Origin of the sequence: Fortiea contorta PCC 7126 (genome assembly GCF_000332295.1) — a bacterium.
GTDB classification, from domain to species: domain Bacteria; phylum Cyanobacteriota; class Cyanobacteriia; order Cyanobacteriales; family Nostocaceae; genus Fortiea; species Fortiea contorta.
The window spans coordinates 4,880,781-4,900,200 of record NZ_KB235930.1; the positions used below are offsets into that span (position 1 = coordinate 4,880,781).

Here is a 19,420-nt window from a genome sequence, read left to right on the forward strand (position 1 = left end):
TCCTTTCACCTCCAGCCTTGATCAGACGGTATCCATTGCTTCAAACTCGAACTTGATTTCTTTCCAGAGTTCGCAAGCAACAGCCAATTCGGGAGACCACTTAGCAGCTTCACGGATAATATCGTTACCTTCGCGGGCTAAGTTACGGCCTTCGTTACGAGCTTGGACAACTGCTTCTAAAGCCACGCGGTTAGCTGTCGCACCAGGAGCGTTACCCCAAGGGTGTCCCAGAGTACCACCACCAAATTGTAATACAGAGTCATCGCCGAAGATTTCTACCAGTGCGGGCATGTGCCATACGTGGATACCACCGGAAGCAACAGCCATAACGCCAGGAAGAGAAGCCCAGTCTTGGGTAAAGTAAATACCGCGAGACTTGTCTTGCTCAACGTAGTTTTCCCGCAACAAGTCAACGAAGCCCATTGTAATGCCCCGTTCACCTTCCAATTTACCAACCACTGTTCCGGTGTGGATGTGGTCACCACCAGACAAGCGTAGGGCTTTAGCTAATACGCGGAAGTGGATACCGTGGTTCTTTTGACGGTCGATAACAGCGTGCATCGCGCGGTGGATGTGCAACAGAATCCCGTTGTCACGGCACCAACGAGCCAAGGTGGTGTTGGCGGTGAAGCCTGCGGTGAGGTAGTCGTGCATGATGATGGGCTGTTTGAGTTCTTTAGCGTACTCAGCCCGTTTCAGCATTTCTTCACAGGTGGGGGCGGTGACGTTGAGGTAGTGACCTTTAATTTCACCGGTTTCGGCTTGAGCCTTGGCAATGGCTTCAGAAACGAACAAAAAGCGATCGCGCCATCTTTGGAAGGGTGCAGAGTTAATGTTTTCGTCGTCTTTGGTGAAGTCCAAACCACCGCGTAAGCACTCGTATACAGCGCGTCCGTAGTTCTTCGCAGATAGACCCAATTTAGGCTTGATGGTACAACCCAACAAAGGACGACCGTATTTGTTTAATTTGTCACGCTCAACTTGGATACCGTGGGGAGGCCCTTGGAAGGTCTTGATATAAGCTACAGGGAAGCGAATGTCTTCCAAACGCAGCGCCCGTAAGGCTTTAAAACCGAATACGTTACCTACGATTGAGGTCAATACGTTGGTTACAGAACCTTCTTCAAACAAATCCAGGGGATAAGCAACGTAGCAAATATACTGGTTGTCTTCGCCGGGAACTGGTTCGATATCGTAGCAACGACCTTTGTAGCGATCTAGGTCGGTGAGCAAGTCTGTCCACACGGTTGTCCAAGTACCAGTGGAAGACTCAGCCGCTACTGCTGCACCCGCCTCTTCTGGGGGAACTCCGGGCTGGGGTGTCATGCGGAACGCCGCTAATAGGTCTGTATCTTTAGGTGTGTAATCGGGTGTGTAATAAGTTAGTCTGTAATCTTTAACCCCGGCTTGATACCCAGATTTGGCCTGAGTCTTCGTTTGAGCGTAAGACATAAATTCCCTTCCAAGAAGTCACACTTTAATTACTTAATCAAATCACGTTATGTGCTGTTTTCCCCTCTCCTTTCCTTCCTCTTTTTGGGAGCGAAAAGCTTGGGCCATTTTTTTTGAGGGGCTACCTGATGGCGGTGGGTAACAATTTTTTCAGGGAACTTTTGGTGAAGTATCAAAGACATGATCACCAGCTTCCTTGATTTTACGAGCTACACGAGTGTATATCTCTGGTTTCCCTTCGTCTTAGGCATCAAAACACTTCTCATCTGTTGCTCGCGCCCGTTCATTTTTCATCAACCCCAATTAGCCCTACCAAACAGCGAAGCCGATTCTGGCTCACTTTGCTTTCACAGCTTCTGGGTGTGCGGACTAGCTGCACGTGTCCCAGATTTCCTTGGTTTACACGCAATATACCAAGAGGAATTTTTATTGGGGCAGGTCAAGACGGGTGGCGATCGCCAGACAAAAATTGCACGCCACGTAATTTGTAACTTGTCTCACAATATATCAAGAAATCAATAAGTTATACTTTGAAACTTCTTAACTTATTTATTTAAATTTGTTATTTTATAAAGTTTTAAACATTTTGTTAAGAATAGTTTACAAAATCTACAGAGAAGTTGTATGGACATTGGGCGTTAAAGTTTTTGCTCGTCGAAGAGGGGAATAGGGGAGAAGGGGGAAGTGTGGGAGGGGTGGGAAGTGTGGGAGGGGTGGGAAGCTTAGGAGGACGGAGAAGACTACAACCGTAAGCATAAATTCTTTAATTCTTTTTCTCCCCATCTCCCCATCTCCCCATCTCCCCACACTCCCCACCACCCCACCTCCCCACACTCCCCACACTCCCCACACTCCCCACACTCCCCCCACTCCCCACACTCCCCACACTCCCCACACTCCCCACACTCCCCACACTCCCCAGCAAGTCCCTCTTAAAAATTTGTGATGAAAGTTGAAAATACAGAACCTAGGGGAACACTGAAATTAATCCGCAACTGAGTTACGGGTATCTTCCGTGTTTTTCAAGGAAATATCATCGTGGTATTGTTTTACAAACGTAGTCGCCGATTGACAACTTCTTTTTTGGTGGGGCTGATGGCTCTATCAAGCATGGGGATTGTGTCCATGACTAATCCAGTCCTGGCACAAAAACCCAGTGGTTCGATGCTTTTATCCAAAAACCCTGACATCAAACCGCCAGAAACGCCCTCTTACCCAGCTTCCGCACCACCACCTTCAGCAAATCCTCTACCAGACGAGCGCGAAACGGAGGAAAACTCGATAGAAACTGATTACCGTGTTAGTAATCTGCTAGAGGATTTTACAGGTAATCTGTGGGTGGGCTTTTGGCGGGGGTTGTCGCGGATTGATCCAAAAACAGGTAAGATTGTCAGCCGCGTCAGTTTACCAAATGTCACAATTAGCGCTTTAGCTCAAGATAAAGTTGGGCGCGTCTGGGTGGGAAGCTACGGGGGATTAATTCGAGTCGAACCCCGCACTAGCGAAATCACAGCCCAAAATCTATTGTTACCTTCCAAACGGGTGTTATCACTGTTGCTTGACAAGCGCGGCTATTTGTGGGTCGGTACTGACAGCGGTTTAGCTTTAATTAGTCCAGACCAGGGCTTAATTATGACAACATTAAAAAATTTACCTGGAGTCAGCGCCAACGCCCTCGCCTTAGATGCAGAAGGTCAACTGTGGGTAGGTACTCTCGATGGATTGGTGAGAGTTAATACTGCTAATGCTTTGATGATGAAACGAATTGCTGACTTACCCGGAACAACTGTGCAAGCCTTAGCAATTAGTCCCGAAGGCTTAATTTGGGCAGGTATGGCTAACAATCTACTAGTAATTAACCCGAAAACAGGTACAATTTTGCGGTCTGTAACTTCCTTAAGGGGGCGTAACGTCACAACTGTACGTTTCGCTAAAGATGGTAGTATCTGGGTCGGTACTAACAACGGTTTGTTACGATTAAATCCAAACACAGGTGCTGTATTAGATGAAGTGGTTGGACTTCCTTCGAGTCGAGTGCTAGCCTTAGCCCCTGATATTGGTAGCAAATTATGGATTGGTACCAGTGAAGGACTAGCTTGGTTAATGCCTAAATTAGGCACAGCCAAACCCCACCTAGCTTTTAGTCGTGTTGTTAAATAAGGAATGGGATATGGGATATGGGCATAGGGCTTTGCAAGGGAGGAGTGGAAAGTTTTTTGATCATCCTCCCACACTTCCCACACCCCCTGTCCCTAACCCCTAGCCCCTAACCTCTCACCTCTATTTGAAAATGGCAGTTACTACCCAGCAATTAATTCAATGGAAACAACAGGGTCGTGCAATTGTGGCGTTGACGGCGTGGGATTATGCCATCGCCCAACTCCTTGACGCAGCTGGTGTAGACTTAATCTTGGTCGGGGACTCGATGGCAGTAGTGCTGGGATATGAAACAACACTGCCAATCACCCTCGATGAAATGATTTACCATGCTAAAGCTGTGCGCCGGGGAGTAAAACGCGCTTTTCTACTGGTTGATTTACCATTTTTGAGTTACCAAGAAAGCATTCAACAAGCGATGCATTCTGCTGGTAGGGTCTTAAAAGAGACAGGAGCACAGGGTGTCAAGTTAGAGGGTGGTTATCCCGAAATGGTGGAGACAGTCGCCCGGTTAGTGAAAGCCGGAATTCCCGTCATGGGTCATGTGGGATTGACACCCCAAGCCGTTCATCAACTGGGTTTGCGACAACAGGGTAAAACTCAAGAAGCGAGTGCAAAGATTTTACAAGAAGCGATCGCCCTAGAACAAGCGGGTGCATTTGCCATGTTGTTGGAGCATATCCCGGCAGATTTGGCAATGCAAATCACCCAAAAATTGCGGATTCCCACCATTGGTATCGGTGCGGGAATTAATTGTGATGGTCAAGTTTTAGTAACTTCCGATATTCTGGGGCTTTCCGAGAAACAGCCGCCCTTTGCCAGAGTTTACACAAATTTACGTGAGACGATTAGTAAAGCAGCGCAAGATTATGCTGTGGAAGTACGCGAAAGGAAGTTTCCCTAACTAGGATGAGTTGATATGGAAGAATTACTAGAACTAAAACAACTTCTAGAACAAGGCTTAGTTAACCAAGCATTGCTGTTGGTGGATGAGTTAGAAGAAATGAGTCTCAGTGACAAAATCAACAAAATTGATAGCTATGGCGTCATTCTACTCATTCATTTAATCAAACAAGCCGCTGAAAAACGTTTAACTACCTCGTGGGAAATTTCCATAGAAAATGCTGTACGGGAAATCAACAAAACTAATAAGCGCCGCAAATCTGGTGGTTTTTACTTGAATCAGGCAGAATTAAGGGAAATTCTGCAACAAGCATATCCAATTTCACTCAAAAGAGCGGCGCTAGAAGCTTTCGAGGGACGTTATCCAGCCGAAGAATTAGCACTGATGATAGACGAGCCAGAAATTTTAGCCCAGGCGCTGCGACTGATTCAGCAATAACCCACTAATCCGCCATCATTCCACTCTAAAGTATCGCCGATTTTGTCACCATCGTGGTAAGCTGCCAGTAATACTTGACTAGTTTTGCCCCAGGCGATCGCTCCATTAGCATCAAGTGCGATCGCTCCAAAATCCCGCTGATTTTTATCGGCTTCCGCAAATGAACGCTGCATCGCATCCTGGAGAGACAAACCATCTGTGACGCGAATCACTATCTTGGCTGCTAAACACTCATCAATAATGTCTTCACCGATACCGGTGCAACTCACACCAGCAGTACCAGTAGCATAATTACCAGCCGGCATAGCAGAATCACTGACGCGCCCAATCCGCTCAAAGCCCTTACCACCTGTAGATGTGCCTGCAGCTATCCGACCAAAAGTATCTAAAGCTACTACACCTATAGTCCCACGTCGAGCATTGCTAGTTTCCACTAATTCTGGTTCTGCTACCACCCCAGCCATCGTGCTTTTAAAATTATCTTGACGCTCTTGCATCCATTCTTGCAAGCGCAAATCAGTTAAAGCGTTGTAGCTAGGAATCTGTAATTCCCGCGCCAGTTCCGCCGCACCATAATCAGATAACACCCGATCTGGGGAATTTTGCAGAAATTGCGCTAAATCAATGGGATTTTTGACCCTTGACAGATTAATCACCCCACTAAACCGCCCAGAATTACCATCCATCAGGGAAGCACTCATGCGGATTTGACCATCAGATTGCAGTACTGAACCAGTACCAGCATTAAAACGGGGATTATCTTCCAACAATTGACAACCCCGCACCACCGCATCAGTGGCGTTGGCTCCTGAGATCAGCAGAGAATACACCTCCTCTACCACTGTAGAAAGCGCTTGGCGCACCGCTTCCACTCCTCCTTTACCGTGCAGAGAACTACCAGCCCCCCCATGAATAATTAATTTCGGTTGCACCTGTAACTTCATAATTTGCGTCTCAGTGGTTTTCGTCTTGATCAGTTTCAGTTTTTGCCTCAGAACGCCGACGGCGACAGCGTTCTGAGCAGTATTTCACTTCATCCCAGCAGTCTTCCCATTTCTTTCGCCAGGTGAAAGGGCGTTGACAGACTGGACAGATTTTTGTGGGTAGGTCGGATTTAGAACGAGCACGTCCCATATGAATGCTGTGCAGATTTGAGGACAAATTTGCGAGAGTGATGGTAGAGATTATAACTAGTTTGTTACAACGGGAGGATACATTTTAGCAAGAAATGTGGGGTTAATCCCCCTACGGACTTATTATTGAGGAAAATACTGGGAATTATCCAGTTATGCGCTGCTTTTCTTCTATGTTATAAGTCTATACATCCCTCTCTAGATACATTGTGGCATTTTTGGCAGGAAATGAGAGATAAATTAAAACAAGTCGATTAAAGCTGCCAGCAAGACCATAAAATTAGCAATTTTGAGGGTTATACCCCTCACTAATGCCTAAAAAACACTATGTACTAGAAAAAACTCCAGTTTCTCAGGATTAATACTGGAATTAGGAATGGGGTATAGAGTAAGAGTTCCTAACCCCTAACCCCTAATTTTCAGCCAACAACAACAGCAACCGACTAACTACACGATGGTCTGGGAGTTGATAAAAATGCAATTCTCCTCTCATCTGTTGCATGATGTTTTGGCAGATGTGCAAATGTAAACCTGGGGGTTGGTTGAGGGTGGAGGGAGCGAGGATATCTTTGGGTATAGTTTGATTGAGTTCTGTTAGTAACTGTGATTCAATGACGCCGTTGTCTGTGATTGATAAATCTAGGGTGCGTTCGTCCAAGCGACGACACCAAATGTCAATTCTGCCGCCGCGATGAGAACGTTGACAAGCTGCGACTAATAACTCGTGGATAACTAATTCAATTTTGATGATGTCGCCGGCGATCGCTATGGAATTTTGATAACCTAAGTTAGAGATGTGTTTTGAGTCATCACCACTGCGTAGCGATTCTGGCTCATCGACTTCTTGTCCCAAACCATGCACACCTATCCACAATTTTTTTGGTTTGAGGAAATTTTCGATTTTTTCTAGGGAACGCTTGAGCAAACTGCTAATTGGCATTGTTTCCCAACTCATATGCAATTGCCATTTTTCAAGTTTTAGCAATCCAGTCAAAGAGTTGGTTGTTTGGTCTAACTGTCGCAATAGCAATTGATGGCGCGTCTTCGCCAGTTCAGTATGAGGAATACCCACATCATGGATTTGACTAATTAATAACGCTGTTGTTCTTTGCAATTCCTCTAGGCGGCGATGCTTGTACCAGTTAAGTTGTTGTAATTCCACCGTTGTGGAATCTAAAAGTTGGGTGATGTGTGTTTGGCGACGGAACCAAGCTAATTGACGAATCAGGGTTTCTGTGCTGCTGAGGCTTTGTTGTGACCATTGACATTCATAATCAGTCGCCATCAAGACAACACCTGTAGACTCGTCATGAATATGAGTACGTAGAGCCATCACAAAAATTTGACCTATACCCGAAAAACTCAACCATCTTTTAGTTTCCAGGGGTAAATCATCCACATTGAAAGTCACATGACCGTCTCTAGCCAAGGCCCAGTGAATCAAAACTTCAGTTTGGACAGAAATAGATGCATCCATATTGATCTCGAATCGATGATGCGCCATGACCCCAGGGACAATTGTTACTTGATGCTGGCCAGGCGACCAAGTGAGCAATAGCGCCAGAGGACAACCCAGAATCGATGCTATTTCTTTCAAAGCCGTACGTTCTAGATGACCTTCCCCTGTGCGGATTTGGGTTAAATTATGCAAACATTGCTGGGAAGCTCGTAAAATCTTCTGTTGTTCCCCATGACTAGATTGCATCTCCCACTGACGCATCATCACACCAATTTGTTGACTGACGGCCCATAGCAGTTCTTTTTCTGGCGTTGTGGAGGAATGATGGGCTTCGTGAGTGACAATTAACAATGTGGTGGGCACTTTACCTTGAGTACAGTTGCAAACCAAGAAGGAATTAATGCTACTACCTAGAAATAGGGAACGCCAGTGAAAAAACCGCAAATCTGTATCTAAATTTTCAATCTCAATAGCTTCGGTAGTACGCTGCAAAAGCTGTGTATCTATTTCTGTAAGTGGATTCAGTGCAAAATTTAAAGGACGGCGATTATAGGGTTGGCTTTGATAAAAAATTTGATAATAATTTTGGTCGGGGTGGAATTGCAGCAGTAGAAAGCGGGTGGCTGCTAGTCGTTCTAAAACTTTTGTGGCGCAACTGTGCAGTGTTTCGTTGATGTTGTGCTCACCGTATACGGCTTGGGCGACTTGGTTGGTCAACTGGGCGTCTGCTTGAATTTGTGTGATGGTGGTTTCTACGCTTTCGATGGGAGCGACTAGGGAGATTAATCCTGCAGCACCTTGGACAAAGTTTTTGTCTGCATCTGTCCAAATCCGGGGTTTATTGGCTTCTACGGCGATAAAGCCGAGCAAGTCTTTTTGGCAGATAATCGGAGCGGCTAAAAGCGATCGCACTTTCAGGCGTTGCAACAGCTTGGCTGTAAAATTGCTATTGAGAGAACTCCTCGACTCGCCAATCCACACGATTTGATTCACTGCTAAGGCGTAATAAAATTCGCTCAATTCTTGTACTGTGATTCCTGGTGCTGATGCTTGGGCTTGCGAGTCGCGCCCCATGTTCACTAGTTGATTGCTCATGCGACACCAAAAATAGCGCCCTTGTCGCTCAAACCAGTAAACTGCTGTCCGGGAGGGAAAAACAAATTGATGGGTGGCTGTGACTACTGCTGCTAATTTTTGATCTAGGTTACTCAGTTCCCGGACATTTTCCAGCAGTTTTAACAACGGTTCCGCTGAGGAATATTTAGTTGGCTGTTGCTGGGAATTAATCTCATGGCGGTACAGTAATGCTCCTAGTTCGCCCATGACTATCAACAGCCTAGCTCGCGCCTCTCCAGTCAATAAATAACCCCAGCGCTCTGAGCCGAGTAAAACTATACCTAAACAACGGTCTTGATGACGAATTGGGAGGATAATTGTCCCTTGGATATGATTTTTATCTGCTAATTCATGCCATTCTGGGGCGCGATGCTCGGCTCGTAAATCGGCTACACCCAGAGGACGCTGTTCTATAACTACTTGCTCTAATAAATCTCCAGGATTCAAAACCAGTCTTTGTTGTAAAAAACTGATGTCTTTATCTGTGCTCAGTCCGCCTTTACCAAGTAATACATGATTTAGGCGATCGTACAATGCAATCCAAATCAGTTGGTAGCTGAACTGCTCTTGCAGGTAGGAAATAGCAGTTGCAATCAGAACATCAACATTATCCTCTTCTCTGAGTTTTTGCAGAAAACGCCCCAAGGAAAGGATCTGTTTTTCGGCGGCTATTGGTTGTTGTGGCTGCCCCATCTGACTATTGGTCAAAATAATATGTAATATCTAAGATGCCCAGAAAACTACTGTGAGTGATACACTGTAGCGGATTTAGTTGACCTAATCCCTAATCCCTATTCCCTACTCCCTAATCCCTACTCCCTATTCCCTGTTCCCTTCTACAAATGGATATCTATCAAGCAGCAATTAATCCGCTCTTGTTCAATTTGCTGAAAACAGATCCAGAGTGGTTACACCAAAAGACGATTCAGACTTTGAACTGGTTATCGCCAACCAGCAATCGTGCATCTAGTAGGTGGGTAAATCAGTTTCTTCAACGGTCTTTATGTCTGAGCGATCGCCGTCTCTCACAAACTCTATTTGGCTTAAATTTTCCCAACCCTGTGGGTTTAGCTGCGGGGTTTGATAAAGATGGTGTTGCGGCTGATATTTGGCCGAGTCTGGGTTTTGGTTTTGCGGAACTGGGAACTGTGACTTTTGTACCACAGCCGGGAAATCCTCCTCCCCGTTTATTTCGTTTACCTTTGGACAAGGCGGCTCTCAACCGCATGGGTTTTAATAATAGCGGTGCGGCGGCGTTGGCAACAAGGTTGAAGCAGAAGCAAGCAGATTTAAAGTTGATACCCATAGGTATCAATTTAGGAAAATCTAAGGTAACACCATTAGATGCAGCCGCTGATGATTATCTCAATAGTTTTCGCTTGCTGCAGGATTTGGGAGACTATTTCGTGGTGAATGTTTCTTCCCCCAATACGCCAGGATTGCGATCGCTCCAAGATGCGGCCATGCTTGGTCAGATTCTCGATGTCTTACAACAGGCTAACCACGCACGTAAACCTATTTTTGTCAAGATAGCTCCAGATTTAGAATGGGAAGCGATCGCTGATATTATTACTCTTGCTCAAACCTACCAATTGGCGGGGATTATTGCCACTAACACCACAATCCGCCGTGATGATTTGCAGACAAAAATAATTGCTCAAACAGGTAAACCAATTCAGGAAGAAGCCGGCGGAATTAGCGGTTTACCGGTGCGCTCCCGCTCCACCGCCATTATTCGTTTTATTTGGCAGCAAACCCAGGGAAATTTGCCAGTAATTGGCGTTGGTGGCATATTTTCCCCGGAAGATGCTTGGGAGAAAATTACCGCTGGCGCTAGTCTGGTTCAAGTTTATACAGGCTGGATTTATCAAGGGCCAATGATAGTACGCCGGATTCTCACAGGCTTGCTGGCAAAGTTAGAGCAAAATCAATTAACTTCCATCTCCCAAGCTATAGGTTTGGAAGCAAAAATGACCACCCAAAGCAAGACGAGTGATAAAAATTCGTAATTAAGAAAAATGGAATTTGTAGAGACAAAGCAAAAGCAACGTCTCTACATTACACAAAATCCCACAAATAACTTTAACCTTCTTTTTCCAACGGGAAAAACTCTTTATTTTTTCGGGAAAAAGACCAAGCAATACCATCAGGATCTCGGCTACGACTCCACTCAGCAAAGTCTGGATCGTTTCGTCGTTTATATACTGTGCTGGAATAAACATTTAGCCGCTTCGCTAGTTCAGATTGAATTAGTGAACCAAAAACTAACTGTTTTTCCAGTGGTATTTTTACCTCTTCATGGGTTGTCGGCGGTAAAGATTCCGCTTCCATTTCTTCCTGCTGGAACAATGGTTGCGGTGGTGCCAAAAGCGTGCTAGCAGTTTTAGCAATTGGTGGAGCAGAAACCGTTTTTTCCGGCTCGCTGCTGTCGAGGATATTGCCTAAAATGCTGGAAGTTATGAAGTAATAAACCTCACCTCCTTCTTGGGCGTTCCGTATACTGGCGCCGAATTCATTAGCTTTGCTGTCTAAATAGCGTTTAGCTTTTGTCCCAGAAAAGTTACCCTTCATTGCTAAATCAATCGGTGTAATCTTACCCTGGGCTTCGCGGATCATCTGGTGGAAAGTTGGGTTAACTTTATTACACCAGTGTTGCCAGCGATACCATTGGACAAGATTGACACCAATGATAACCAGTGTTAAGGCTATTAACACTTTCCAAGTAGAAACCAGGAAAATAATCAAAAACGAAATGGGCAAAAGCAGGACTAGAAAACCTTTGCCGCTACTTTCTATCAATTTTTCACTCATGCTCATTGCTGCCAAGTGAATCTTAGGGAAATATTATATTTATCTTGGCAAAAATTGTGACATTTTTTTGTATCTTTTGGCAAAGTTGCCGCCAATTTGCCGGCAAAATCCTTGCTGTTTGGCTATTATAACTATTTTCTGGCAAAAAGCAATCCATATTGGCTGGGTAACACTTAGCCAGCACATACCCAGAAAAATATTCTAAAATGGCACATAGTTTTTCTCGCCGCGCTTTTAAGGGGATACTCCATGACTATTTGGGTAAACGAGCAAATTGATCCATCTGGCATGATTTATGCTTGTATTGCTTGTTGTGATGAGTCTCAAGCCAAAGATTGTCATGATTCTTTTCAAAAAAATTTAAATGAGATCCAGAAGGCGTCCGGATGGATAGCGCGTCTGCGGATTGTTGAGTCTTGGGATGATGTTCCTGTTAACGCCTTGAAGTTGAATTAAGTATGGTTGTTATTTGTGATTGGTAAGGTAATGAGAGATTTTTCTCTTATTCAAAACTTTTGTGATGAAGGTCAAGAGTCAAGAGTTTAAAAAACGTTGACTCTTGACAATCCCCACAAAAAATATGCAATTTGTTAATTTTTATCCTTCTTCTTTAATTGGTTCGGGATGAGCAACTTTCACTTGTTCAAATAAACGCGACATCCAAGGTAACACTACAAGAATTGCCGCTAAAACTACCAAAAAGATAGAAATACCAAATATCTGATCACGAGGAATTTCCAGAACGCCGCGTAAAATTACTTCTCGCAAAGCAGAAACAATGGTAATTTCTACGGCTGCTCCTACAGAAATACTCTGTGCTTGTAAGTAGTCAATTAACAGCCGAAATAATTCTACTAGAATCAGGATAAACAAAATATCGGATGTGACTTGTCTTAAGTCTAGGGGATGTAAAAATGAAGAGAACATATCCGCTAAACGAATTAGCATCACACTGAACAAACCTAAGCAGAGAGATATGATAATGAAGTCTTGAAAAATTTCTAGATTTTTGACAATTCTATCTCGCTGTAACCAATTATTTATCTCGGTAATTAGCCGTTTTGGCATGGGATCTCCGAAGGATTGCTCATCGTTAATCTCCATGATAGGCAATTCAAAATTAAAAATCACTATTAAAAAATTAATAGTGATTTACTTAAAAATAAGTGATACTTAAATGATGGTTAAGTGCTGATAAATTCAGGACTAAAGTCTTAACTACTGGCTTGTTTACCAAATTTAGGCGATCGCACTTAAATCCGGTTCTATACTTGAGTTAAGTATTGTCCATAGTTGTAAATCAGTGAAATCGGGAATGGCGATAAATGCGCCTATGTCTAATAAGTTTTGCGGGTCATGGGTGGAAGCTATCCCAACAGTTGGAATTCCTGCAGCAACTGCAGCTTTAATTCCAGAGGGAGAATCTTCTAAAGCGATCGCTTGTTGTGCGGTGATTCCTAATTTGTCCAATGCGGCTTGATATGGTGCGGGGTCTGGCTTCCCGGCTACGCAATCTTCACCTAAAATGATTAAATCAAATGCTTCTTGAATCTGCAAAACTTTTAGCATAAATTCAGCATTTAATCTAGGCGCATTAGTTACCAAAGCCCGCTGGAGATGATGGGCTTGTGTCCACGCTAAAAGTTCAGAAAATCCGTTGAGTGGTTTTAAATCTGGCGCCATTTGACGAAACAATGCTTCTTTATCTTCGGCAAATTTTTGTACGGCTGCGGGTGATAATTGCGGTAGGATAGCTTTGACAATCTCCGGGTTTTGTCGTCCACTAATCTGGGATTTGTAGAAGGTTTCATCGATTTCCATATCGTAGCCTGCAAGCATTTGTTGCCAAGCTTGATAATGTATCGGATCAGTGTTGACAATTGTACCGTCTAGGTCGAAAAGAATGGCAGATAGCATAGATGTTGGGTTAAGTGTAAACAAATGTTAAGTTTATTTACATAGTCTACATTGTTTTCTGTCTGGAGTTATCACCCAGTAAACCCCAATATTTAACGCGCTCTTGTAGCCATCCTTCACCGATGTAACGAGCGATCGCTGTATTCACTTGGCGTCTCAATTCATCGTATTGTACGCCCTTGGGCATAACTACGGTTAGAGGTTCTGTGGATAGCTTGGTGGGTAGAAGTCGATATTGCGGAAATTGCTGAACCCAACCAGCTAAAATTGATGCATCGGCAGCAAAGGCGGCGATGGTGTTGTCTTCTGTGCGTTCTCTCGCCTCTGTATAGGAATTTACCCCTACTAATTCTGCTTTTGGTAAAAAATATCTCACTTTGGCAATGGTGCTGGAGTTGTTGAGCACAGCTATTTTCCGGTTTGCCAAGTCTTGTGGCTGCTGCACAGAGGTATCTTTTGTGACAAAAACTGTGCTATCGAGGTAGTAGGGAACACTGAAACTTACTAAGCGAGCGCGGGATTCTGTGGCTGTCACTCTGGCGATCGCTAGATCAACTCGACGCTCTAAAACTGCAGATAAGCGATCGCGGTTAGCTACGGGTAAAAATTTGACAGTTCCGGTTTTCCCCAGTACATCGGATGTCAAACGTTTTGCCAAGTCGATTTCCAAACCTTGCAAATTCCCGTTAGCGTCCTTAAATCCCAGGGGGCGCAGGTTGTCTTTAACTGCAATAATCAACGAACCCCGCTGCTGAATTTCTGACATCGTGCCGGCAAAACTGGGAAAAACAAAAGGCAAAAGGCAAAAGGCAAAAGTAAGCAGGAAAACTATGATCCCTTTCAGGGTGGATGGCAATTTTTTACAGATACCCAGATCGCTTACTTTCATCCTTGTGCCTTCACACTTTATCCCCTGGCTTGACTTGCTAATTCAGCGACTTTACCAAAACTAGCTGGGTCAAGGACAGCTAATTGTGCTAGCATTTTGCGATTTAGTTGAATATCAGCTTTTTTCAGGTTGCCAATCAACTGACTGTAACTCATGCCATGTTGCCTTGCAGCAGCGTTGATGCGAGTAATCCACAGCCGACGGAAATCGCGCTTTTTCTTTTTGCGATCGCGGTAGGCGCTGCGTAGCGCCTTCATTACTTGTTGGTTAGCAGTTCTAAACAGGGTTGAGTGGGAACCGCGAAAACCTTTAGCTAGTTTGAGAATTTTATTGCGGCGTTTACGAGCTACGTTACCGCGTTTTACCCGAGTCATAACTTAATTCCTGACTTGATTTTGAATAATTTACAAATATGGCAGCATTAACCGCACATTATCTTCATCGCGCTCATGTACGAGTGCCATTTTGGACATACTACGCTTTTTATTAGAAGTCTTGTGCTCTAGAAGGTGGTTTTTGAAAGCTTTGCGGCGGACGATTTTACCTGAGCCGGTGGCACGGAATCGTTTTGCTGCTGCTTTGCGAGTCTTGAGTTTAGGCATGGTCTAGCGTTGATTCGACACAATCCATAATTATATATTAGTTTAGGGATATTGCTCATTTTTCCACTTTGGCGTTTCTACCTGAGGCTGTGAAGATTTTAGTTTTTACTGGTGGCGCTGATTTTGGGATCTAAAACCATTTGCGAGGCGGATTGATTTACATGGTAAGTCCAAAGTTGCCGCCTCACCTCAACAACTACTTCCCATCCTGGCAAAGGCTGGTAAATTTGGGGACAGATTTCGCCAAAGTTGAATTCACAAGCGTTACCGAAGGTGATAGGTTTAACTTCGGTGATTTTTAAGTTACTCATTGCTAGACGCGAACGTTGAGCAGCATCCTTTAAAATTTTATTAGCGATCGCCTTCGGTAGTTCAATGTTAGTTGATGCATTCACCTGGGGATCTAAAACTATTTGGGAGCCGGATTTATTCACATGATAAATCCAAGATGCTTCTTTAACTTTAACGGTGACTTGCCAACCGACGATCGGTTTATATTCTCTAGTACAAACTTCGCCAAAATTGAAAATACAAGCATTACCAAAAGTTTCTGGTGTAACGTCGGTGATTTGCAATTTGGCAATTTTGATTCCCGAACGTTTTGAGGCGTCGCGTAGCACTGCTGTGGAAATATTTTGTGGTAGCTTGTGGGAGTCCGGTGACGATTGAGTTGCTTCTGGACTCGGTGCGGCCGCACTGGGATTTTTGTCAGTAAAATTTAGTCCACAAGATAGCAAGCTGGTTAATATCAGAATTAACATCAGCCCTTGAGGAAATTTGCGGATATCTTTGAGCAGAGATGATATTCTGATGGGAGATTTCATAGGAATTTACTACAAAAGATAAAGGTTTAAAGTCGAGAAAATTAAGGTAGTTAGAAACCCCACAAGAAAGTAGAGTTTCTGTTTCCTTTCATTGGTAAATTAAAGCCTTAAGTAAAGCCTGCAGTTTGAGTTGCACTTCAGCAAATTCTTTTTCTGGATCTGAACCAGCCACAATACCAGCACCTGCATAAAGTCTAGCGCGATCGCCATCAATTAACGCTGAACGAATACCGACAATAAACTCGCAGTTTCCTTGCGAGTCTACCCAACCCAAAGGTGCAGCATATAACCCCCTCTCAAAATTTTCATAACGCCGAATCTCTGCACAGGCAATTTCTCTAGCTGCTCCCGCTACCGCAGGTGTAGGATGTAGTTGTGCGACTATTTTTAAGGGATGAATATGAGGCGGAACTATGGCATTAATTGGTGTCCATAAATGTTGGATATTTGATAATTGTCGCAAGCGTGGTGGTAATATTTGGGGTAATAAACCTAGTTGAGATAGACGTTGGGTGATAAATTCAATCACTAGTGAATGTTCATGTCTTTCTTTTTCACTATTTAACAAACTGTTAGCATTAGCCGCATCTTCTGCTGGTGTTTTTCCTCTTGGTGCAGAACCTGCTAAAGCGTCGGTGATTAACTGTTGTTGATCAATGCTGATTAGGCGTTCTGGACTAGCACCGAGAAAGTTTTGTCCTTTACCGTTGCTGGTAGAGAATATATAACAATTAGGATGTATTTGTCGGAGATTATTTAATAAGTTAAATAAGTTAAAGGGCACACTTGATTTCACATCTAAAGCATCTGCTAGCACAACCTTATTTAGATGTTGAGATTGGATATTTTTCAGAGCAGAGGATACTGAGCGTTTAAATTTAGCTGGATGGGTAACTGATTTTTTGCTGAGTTTATTGGGTAAACAATGCAGACTTGGCGCAGCATATTCTAGAGAATGGATAATTTCCAGTTTGTTAGATAAATTCTGCACAATACGTGCAATATTGGCGCTGGCATTAATAATTATATTATTGACTAATATACAGCGATGATTTTTGAGTGTGATTTGCCAACGGGGAAGAAAAATATTCGCCGAAGGAAAGGGATAATCTATTTGGGAATTTTGATCGAAAAAGCTAAAGTAACAGAAAAAGTGCGGCCCGGAAAAAGGTAAATTGCTATCACCAAAATTAATAATATTTTGTAGACAATTTTTGATGAAGTACTCAGCTTGAGCAAAACGTTCTTCACCATCAACCTGTAATTTAGCTACAGCATCAATCGCGGCGATCGCTTCTCCTTTGCCTTTATTCTCAAAGTAAAAATTTATTTCATTTGCTTGACTTAGGTGCTCTAAAACAACTAAAGGGTCAACTAAGTCAATTTCAAGAGCAATACTCACAATTTGCCGACAATTATTTTTCAGGCAATTTGCTTGTACAGCTAAAAGGAATTGGGATAGGTCTTTGTGTCCGACAAAGAAGTTAGTGCGACATGGTGAAACTGTCATGGATCTAGTAATAGTAAATTTTTTTTAAGTTATCTTCCTAAAGTGTAATTAAACATGGTCTATTTCTACAGGTAACATATTCGGTTGCCATTTCACCAGAGTATGGTTTGCTTTGTTTTTGGTGTTTCCAAAACTTGACTAACCATGCTAAGTTTTGTGTTGCTTTTGAGGGATACTGTTACTAATAAAAGGTAAACTAAATACCAATTCAAAATTCAGAATTACAAAAGTCTGATTCTATCTAGGCGTCGGGGGTTGAATTTGTGGCAAAATTTTAAATAATGGGGATAACCACAGTCAAAACAGCAGTCTTTACAGACTACCAAGATTTGATGTGTCTGGAAATCATAAAACATTTAATCACGAACGATGACCACTAAACAAATTACATATCCCCAGACAAAGCTATGGCTAGCAGCGATTAAACCACCGATGTACAGCGTTGCTATTATGCCTATTTGGGTAGGAACAGCGGTAGCATTTACACAAACAAAAATTTTTCATCAAGCAATATTTTTTACTTTTCTAGGGGCAGCAATTTTAATTTTGGCGTGGGAAAATATCACCAATGATGTTTTTGATTCAGCTACGGGAATTGATCAAAATAAACATCATTCCTTAGTGAACTTAACTGGCAATAAGCAGTTAATATTTTGGCTAGGAAATTTGTGTTTAGGTTTGGGTTTGCTGGGAATAATGGCGATCGCCTTTTGGCAGCAAGACCTAACTGTAATTGGTATAATTCTGCTCTGCTGTGTTTTGGGTTACGCTTACCAAGGGCCTCCCTTTCGTTTAGGATACCAGGGTTTAGGGGAGATTCTTTGCTTTTTTGCTTTTGGGCCGTTGGCAGTATCAGCAGCTTACTATAGTCAAACAAAAACTTGGTCAACAACAAATTTATTAGCTGCAGCGATTGTTGGCATTGTCACCAGTTTAATTCTGTTTTGCTCACACTTTCACCAAGTTAAGGATGACATAGCTGCAGGTAAGCGATCGCCTGTTGTCCGTCTAGGAACAGCAAAAGCTGCTCAAGTTCTCACTTGGTTTACTGGTAGCATTTATCCTCTAACGTTGATATTTGTACTATCGGGCGTCTTTCCTGTGTGGACTTTATTAACTTGGTTAAGTCTACCCTTTGCCTTCAAATTATGTCGCCACGTGCAAGAAAATCATCATCTACCAGACAAAGTTAATAATTGTAAATTTATCGCTGTCGCCGTACATTTTTGGAGTTGTTTATTGTTGGGTGTAGGATTTATTCTTTAGGTACTCTTCACCGCTAAAGTGTCATACAAATTTACATTTCGTCCTATCGCTCGCAAATTTCTCCAACCCCTAGTTACCAGTTATGGGAACTGGGAGAAACGGGAAGCTATTATTATCAGTCTCACTGATGAACAAGGAAGGGTGGGGTGGGGAGAAATTGCGCCTATTAGTTGGTTTGGTTCCGAAACTTTAGAACAAGCTTTAGATTTTTGTCATCAGCTTCCTCAAACAATCACACAAGAGATAATTTTAGCGATTCCGGATGAATTAAGCGCTTGTCAATTCGGCTTTGAGTCAGCTTTAGCAAAGTTACAAACTGAGGAAACTTTCATCTCCCATACTTTAACTTATAGCGGCTTGTTAACAGCGGGGGAAGGGGTGTTAAATCAATGGCGAGGGTTATGGAAGCAAGGATATCGCACATTTAAATGGAAAATTGGTGTAGGTGCGATCGCCACAGAATTAGATATATTTCACTCACTGATGCACAGTTTACCACCCACTGCCAAACTGCGATTAGATGCTAATGGTGGACTCAGTTGCGAACAAACCAAAACATGGTTGGAGACGTGCGACAATCACCCCGACAAAATCGAATTTATCGAGCAACCGCTACCAGTTGAGCAATTTTCTCAGATGTTGGTATTAAATGAGTGTTACACAACAGCGATCGCATTGGATGAATCTGTCGCCACTCTCAAACAACTGACAGAAGTTTATCACCAAGGCTGGCGAGGAATTTTTGTGATTAAACCTGCGATTATTGGTTCTCCATCTCGCTTAAGAAATTTTTGTCAACAATATAAAATTGATGCTGTATTTTCCTCTGTCTTGGAAACAGAGATTGGTAGACAAGCAGCGCTGCAATTAGCGGTTGAATTATCTGCACCAAACCGCGCAGTTGGTTTTGGTATCAACCATTTTTTTGTTGCAGAATAGATA

20 protein-coding genes are annotated in these 19,420 nt (G+C 43.2%); 7 read left to right on the top strand and 13 right to left on the bottom strand.

The window, feature by feature from the left end; genetic code table 11:
• Positions 1-21: 21 nt before the first annotated feature.
• Entirely contained in the window at positions 22-1,452 is a 1,431-nt protein-coding gene (locus MIC7126_RS0122875; RefSeq protein WP_017655457.1) for a form I ribulose bisphosphate carboxylase large subunit, read from the bottom strand.
• 763 nt (positions 1,453-2,215) lie between these two features.
• Positions 2,216-2,365 carry a hypothetical protein gene (locus tag MIC7126_RS31050; RefSeq protein ID WP_238553678.1) on the bottom strand — a complete coding sequence of 50 codons (150 nt, stop codon included), beginning with the start codon at positions 2,363-2,365 and terminating at the stop codon, positions 2,216-2,218.
• Positions 2,366-2,577: 212 nt separating this feature from the next.
• On the opposite strand from MIC7126_RS31050, the gene MIC7126_RS0122885 reads away from it, so the two are divergent.
• From MIC7126_RS0122885 to MIC7126_RS0122895, 3 genes are all read left to right on the top strand, one after another.
• Positions 2,578-3,612, top strand: a complete 1,035-nt coding sequence (locus MIC7126_RS0122885; RefSeq protein ID WP_420795562.1) for a ligand-binding sensor domain-containing protein — start codon at positions 2,578-2,580, stop codon at positions 3,610-3,612.
• A gap of 130 nt (positions 3,613-3,742) precedes the next feature.
• Positions 3,743-4,513 carry a 3-methyl-2-oxobutanoate hydroxymethyltransferase gene (gene panB / locus MIC7126_RS0122890; protein ID WP_017655460.1) on the top strand — a complete coding sequence of 257 codons (771 nt, stop codon included), beginning with the start codon at positions 3,743-3,745 and terminating at the stop codon, positions 4,511-4,513.
• Between the two features lie 15 nt (positions 4,514-4,528).
• Positions 4,529-4,951, top strand: coding sequence for a DUF29 family protein (locus MIC7126_RS0122895; RefSeq protein ID WP_017655461.1), 423 nt, complete (start codon positions 4,529-4,531; stop codon positions 4,949-4,951).
• Here the strand turns inward: MIC7126_RS0122895 and MIC7126_RS0122900 are convergent.
• From MIC7126_RS0122900 to MIC7126_RS0122905, 3 genes are all read right to left on the bottom strand, one after another.
• Positions 4,942-5,895 carry an isoaspartyl peptidase/L-asparaginase gene (locus tag MIC7126_RS0122900; RefSeq protein WP_017655462.1) on the bottom strand — a complete coding sequence of 318 codons (954 nt, stop codon included), beginning with the start codon at positions 5,893-5,895 and terminating at the stop codon, positions 4,942-4,944. The genes MIC7126_RS0122895 and MIC7126_RS0122900 overlap by 10 nt on opposite strands.
• A 10-nt stretch (positions 5,896-5,905) precedes the next feature.
• Positions 5,906-6,085, bottom strand: a complete 180-nt coding sequence (locus MIC7126_RS29675) for a DUF2256 domain-containing protein (RefSeq protein ID WP_081603063.1) — start codon at positions 6,083-6,085, stop codon at positions 5,906-5,908.
• Between the two features lie 411 nt (positions 6,086-6,496).
• Positions 6,497-9,352 carry a GAF domain-containing protein gene (locus MIC7126_RS0122905; RefSeq protein WP_017655463.1) on the bottom strand — a complete coding sequence of 952 codons (2,856 nt, stop codon included), beginning with the start codon at positions 9,350-9,352 and terminating at the stop codon, positions 6,497-6,499.
• A gap of 149 nt (positions 9,353-9,501) precedes the next feature.
• On the opposite strand from MIC7126_RS0122905, the gene MIC7126_RS28200 reads away from it, so the two are divergent.
• Positions 9,502-10,668: a quinone-dependent dihydroorotate dehydrogenase gene (locus MIC7126_RS28200; RefSeq protein WP_017655464.1), complete on the top strand. Its 1,167-nt coding sequence runs from the start codon at positions 9,502-9,504 to the stop codon at positions 10,666-10,668.
• A gap of 73 nt (positions 10,669-10,741) precedes the next feature.
• Here the strand turns inward: MIC7126_RS28200 and MIC7126_RS0122915 are convergent, their stop codons facing one another.
• Entirely contained in the window at positions 10,742-11,470 is a 729-nt protein-coding gene (locus tag MIC7126_RS0122915; RefSeq protein ID WP_017655465.1) for a hypothetical protein, read from the bottom strand.
• Positions 11,471-11,719: 249 nt separating this feature from the next.
• Here MIC7126_RS0122915 and MIC7126_RS0122920 point away from each other — a divergent pair, with 249 nt between their 5' ends.
• On the top strand, positions 11,720-11,926 hold the full coding sequence (locus MIC7126_RS0122920) for a hypothetical protein (RefSeq protein ID WP_017655466.1): 207 nt from the start codon (positions 11,720-11,722) through the stop codon (positions 11,924-11,926).
• Between the two features lie 141 nt (positions 11,927-12,067).
• Here the strand turns inward: MIC7126_RS0122920 and MIC7126_RS0122925 are convergent, their stop codons facing one another.
• The 7 genes from MIC7126_RS0122925 to MIC7126_RS0122955 all read right to left on the bottom strand — a co-directional run bounded on the left by MIC7126_RS0122925 (position 12,068) and on the right by MIC7126_RS0122955 (position 17,212).
• Positions 12,068-12,538: a phosphate-starvation-inducible PsiE family protein gene (locus MIC7126_RS0122925; RefSeq protein WP_026100466.1), complete on the bottom strand. Its 471-nt coding sequence runs from the start codon at positions 12,536-12,538 to the stop codon at positions 12,068-12,070.
• 171 nt (positions 12,539-12,709) lie between these two features.
• Positions 12,710-13,387, bottom strand: coding sequence for an HAD family hydrolase (locus MIC7126_RS0122930; protein WP_017655468.1), 678 nt, complete (start codon positions 13,385-13,387; stop codon positions 12,710-12,712).
• Between the two features lie 46 nt (positions 13,388-13,433).
• Positions 13,434-14,276 carry a transporter substrate-binding domain-containing protein gene (locus MIC7126_RS0122935; protein WP_017655469.1) on the bottom strand — a complete coding sequence of 281 codons (843 nt, stop codon included), beginning with the start codon at positions 14,274-14,276 and terminating at the stop codon, positions 13,434-13,436.
• Between the two features lie 17 nt (positions 14,277-14,293).
• Entirely contained in the window at positions 14,294-14,650 is a 357-nt protein-coding gene (rplT, locus tag MIC7126_RS0122940) for a 50S ribosomal protein L20 (RefSeq protein ID WP_017655470.1), read from the bottom strand.
• Between the two features lie 30 nt (positions 14,651-14,680).
• A complete protein-coding gene (gene rpmI, locus MIC7126_RS0122945; RefSeq protein ID WP_017655471.1) occupies positions 14,681-14,878 on the bottom strand; it encodes a 50S ribosomal protein L35 in 198 nt (65 codons plus the stop codon).
• A 98-nt stretch (positions 14,879-14,976) separates the two neighbouring features.
• A complete protein-coding gene (locus MIC7126_RS0122950; RefSeq protein WP_017655472.1) occupies positions 14,977-15,702 on the bottom strand; it encodes a hypothetical protein in 726 nt (241 codons plus the stop codon).
• A gap of 88 nt (positions 15,703-15,790) precedes the next feature.
• Complete coding sequence (locus MIC7126_RS0122955; RefSeq protein WP_017655473.1) at positions 15,791-17,212, bottom strand: isochorismate synthase; 1,422 nt, start codon at positions 17,210-17,212, stop codon at positions 15,791-15,793.
• A gap of 369 nt (positions 17,213-17,581) precedes the next feature.
• Here MIC7126_RS0122955 and menA point away from each other — a divergent pair, with 369 nt between their 5' ends.
• Entirely contained in the window at positions 17,582-18,478 is an 897-nt protein-coding gene (gene menA / locus MIC7126_RS0122960; protein ID WP_017655474.1) for a 2-carboxy-1,4-naphthoquinone phytyltransferase, read from the top strand.
• A gap of 18 nt (positions 18,479-18,496) precedes the next feature.
• Positions 18,497-19,417: an o-succinylbenzoate synthase gene (locus tag MIC7126_RS0122965; RefSeq protein ID WP_017655475.1), complete on the top strand. Its 921-nt coding sequence runs from the start codon at positions 18,497-18,499 to the stop codon at positions 19,415-19,417.
• The last annotated feature ends 3 nt before the right edge of the window (positions 19,418-19,420 follow it).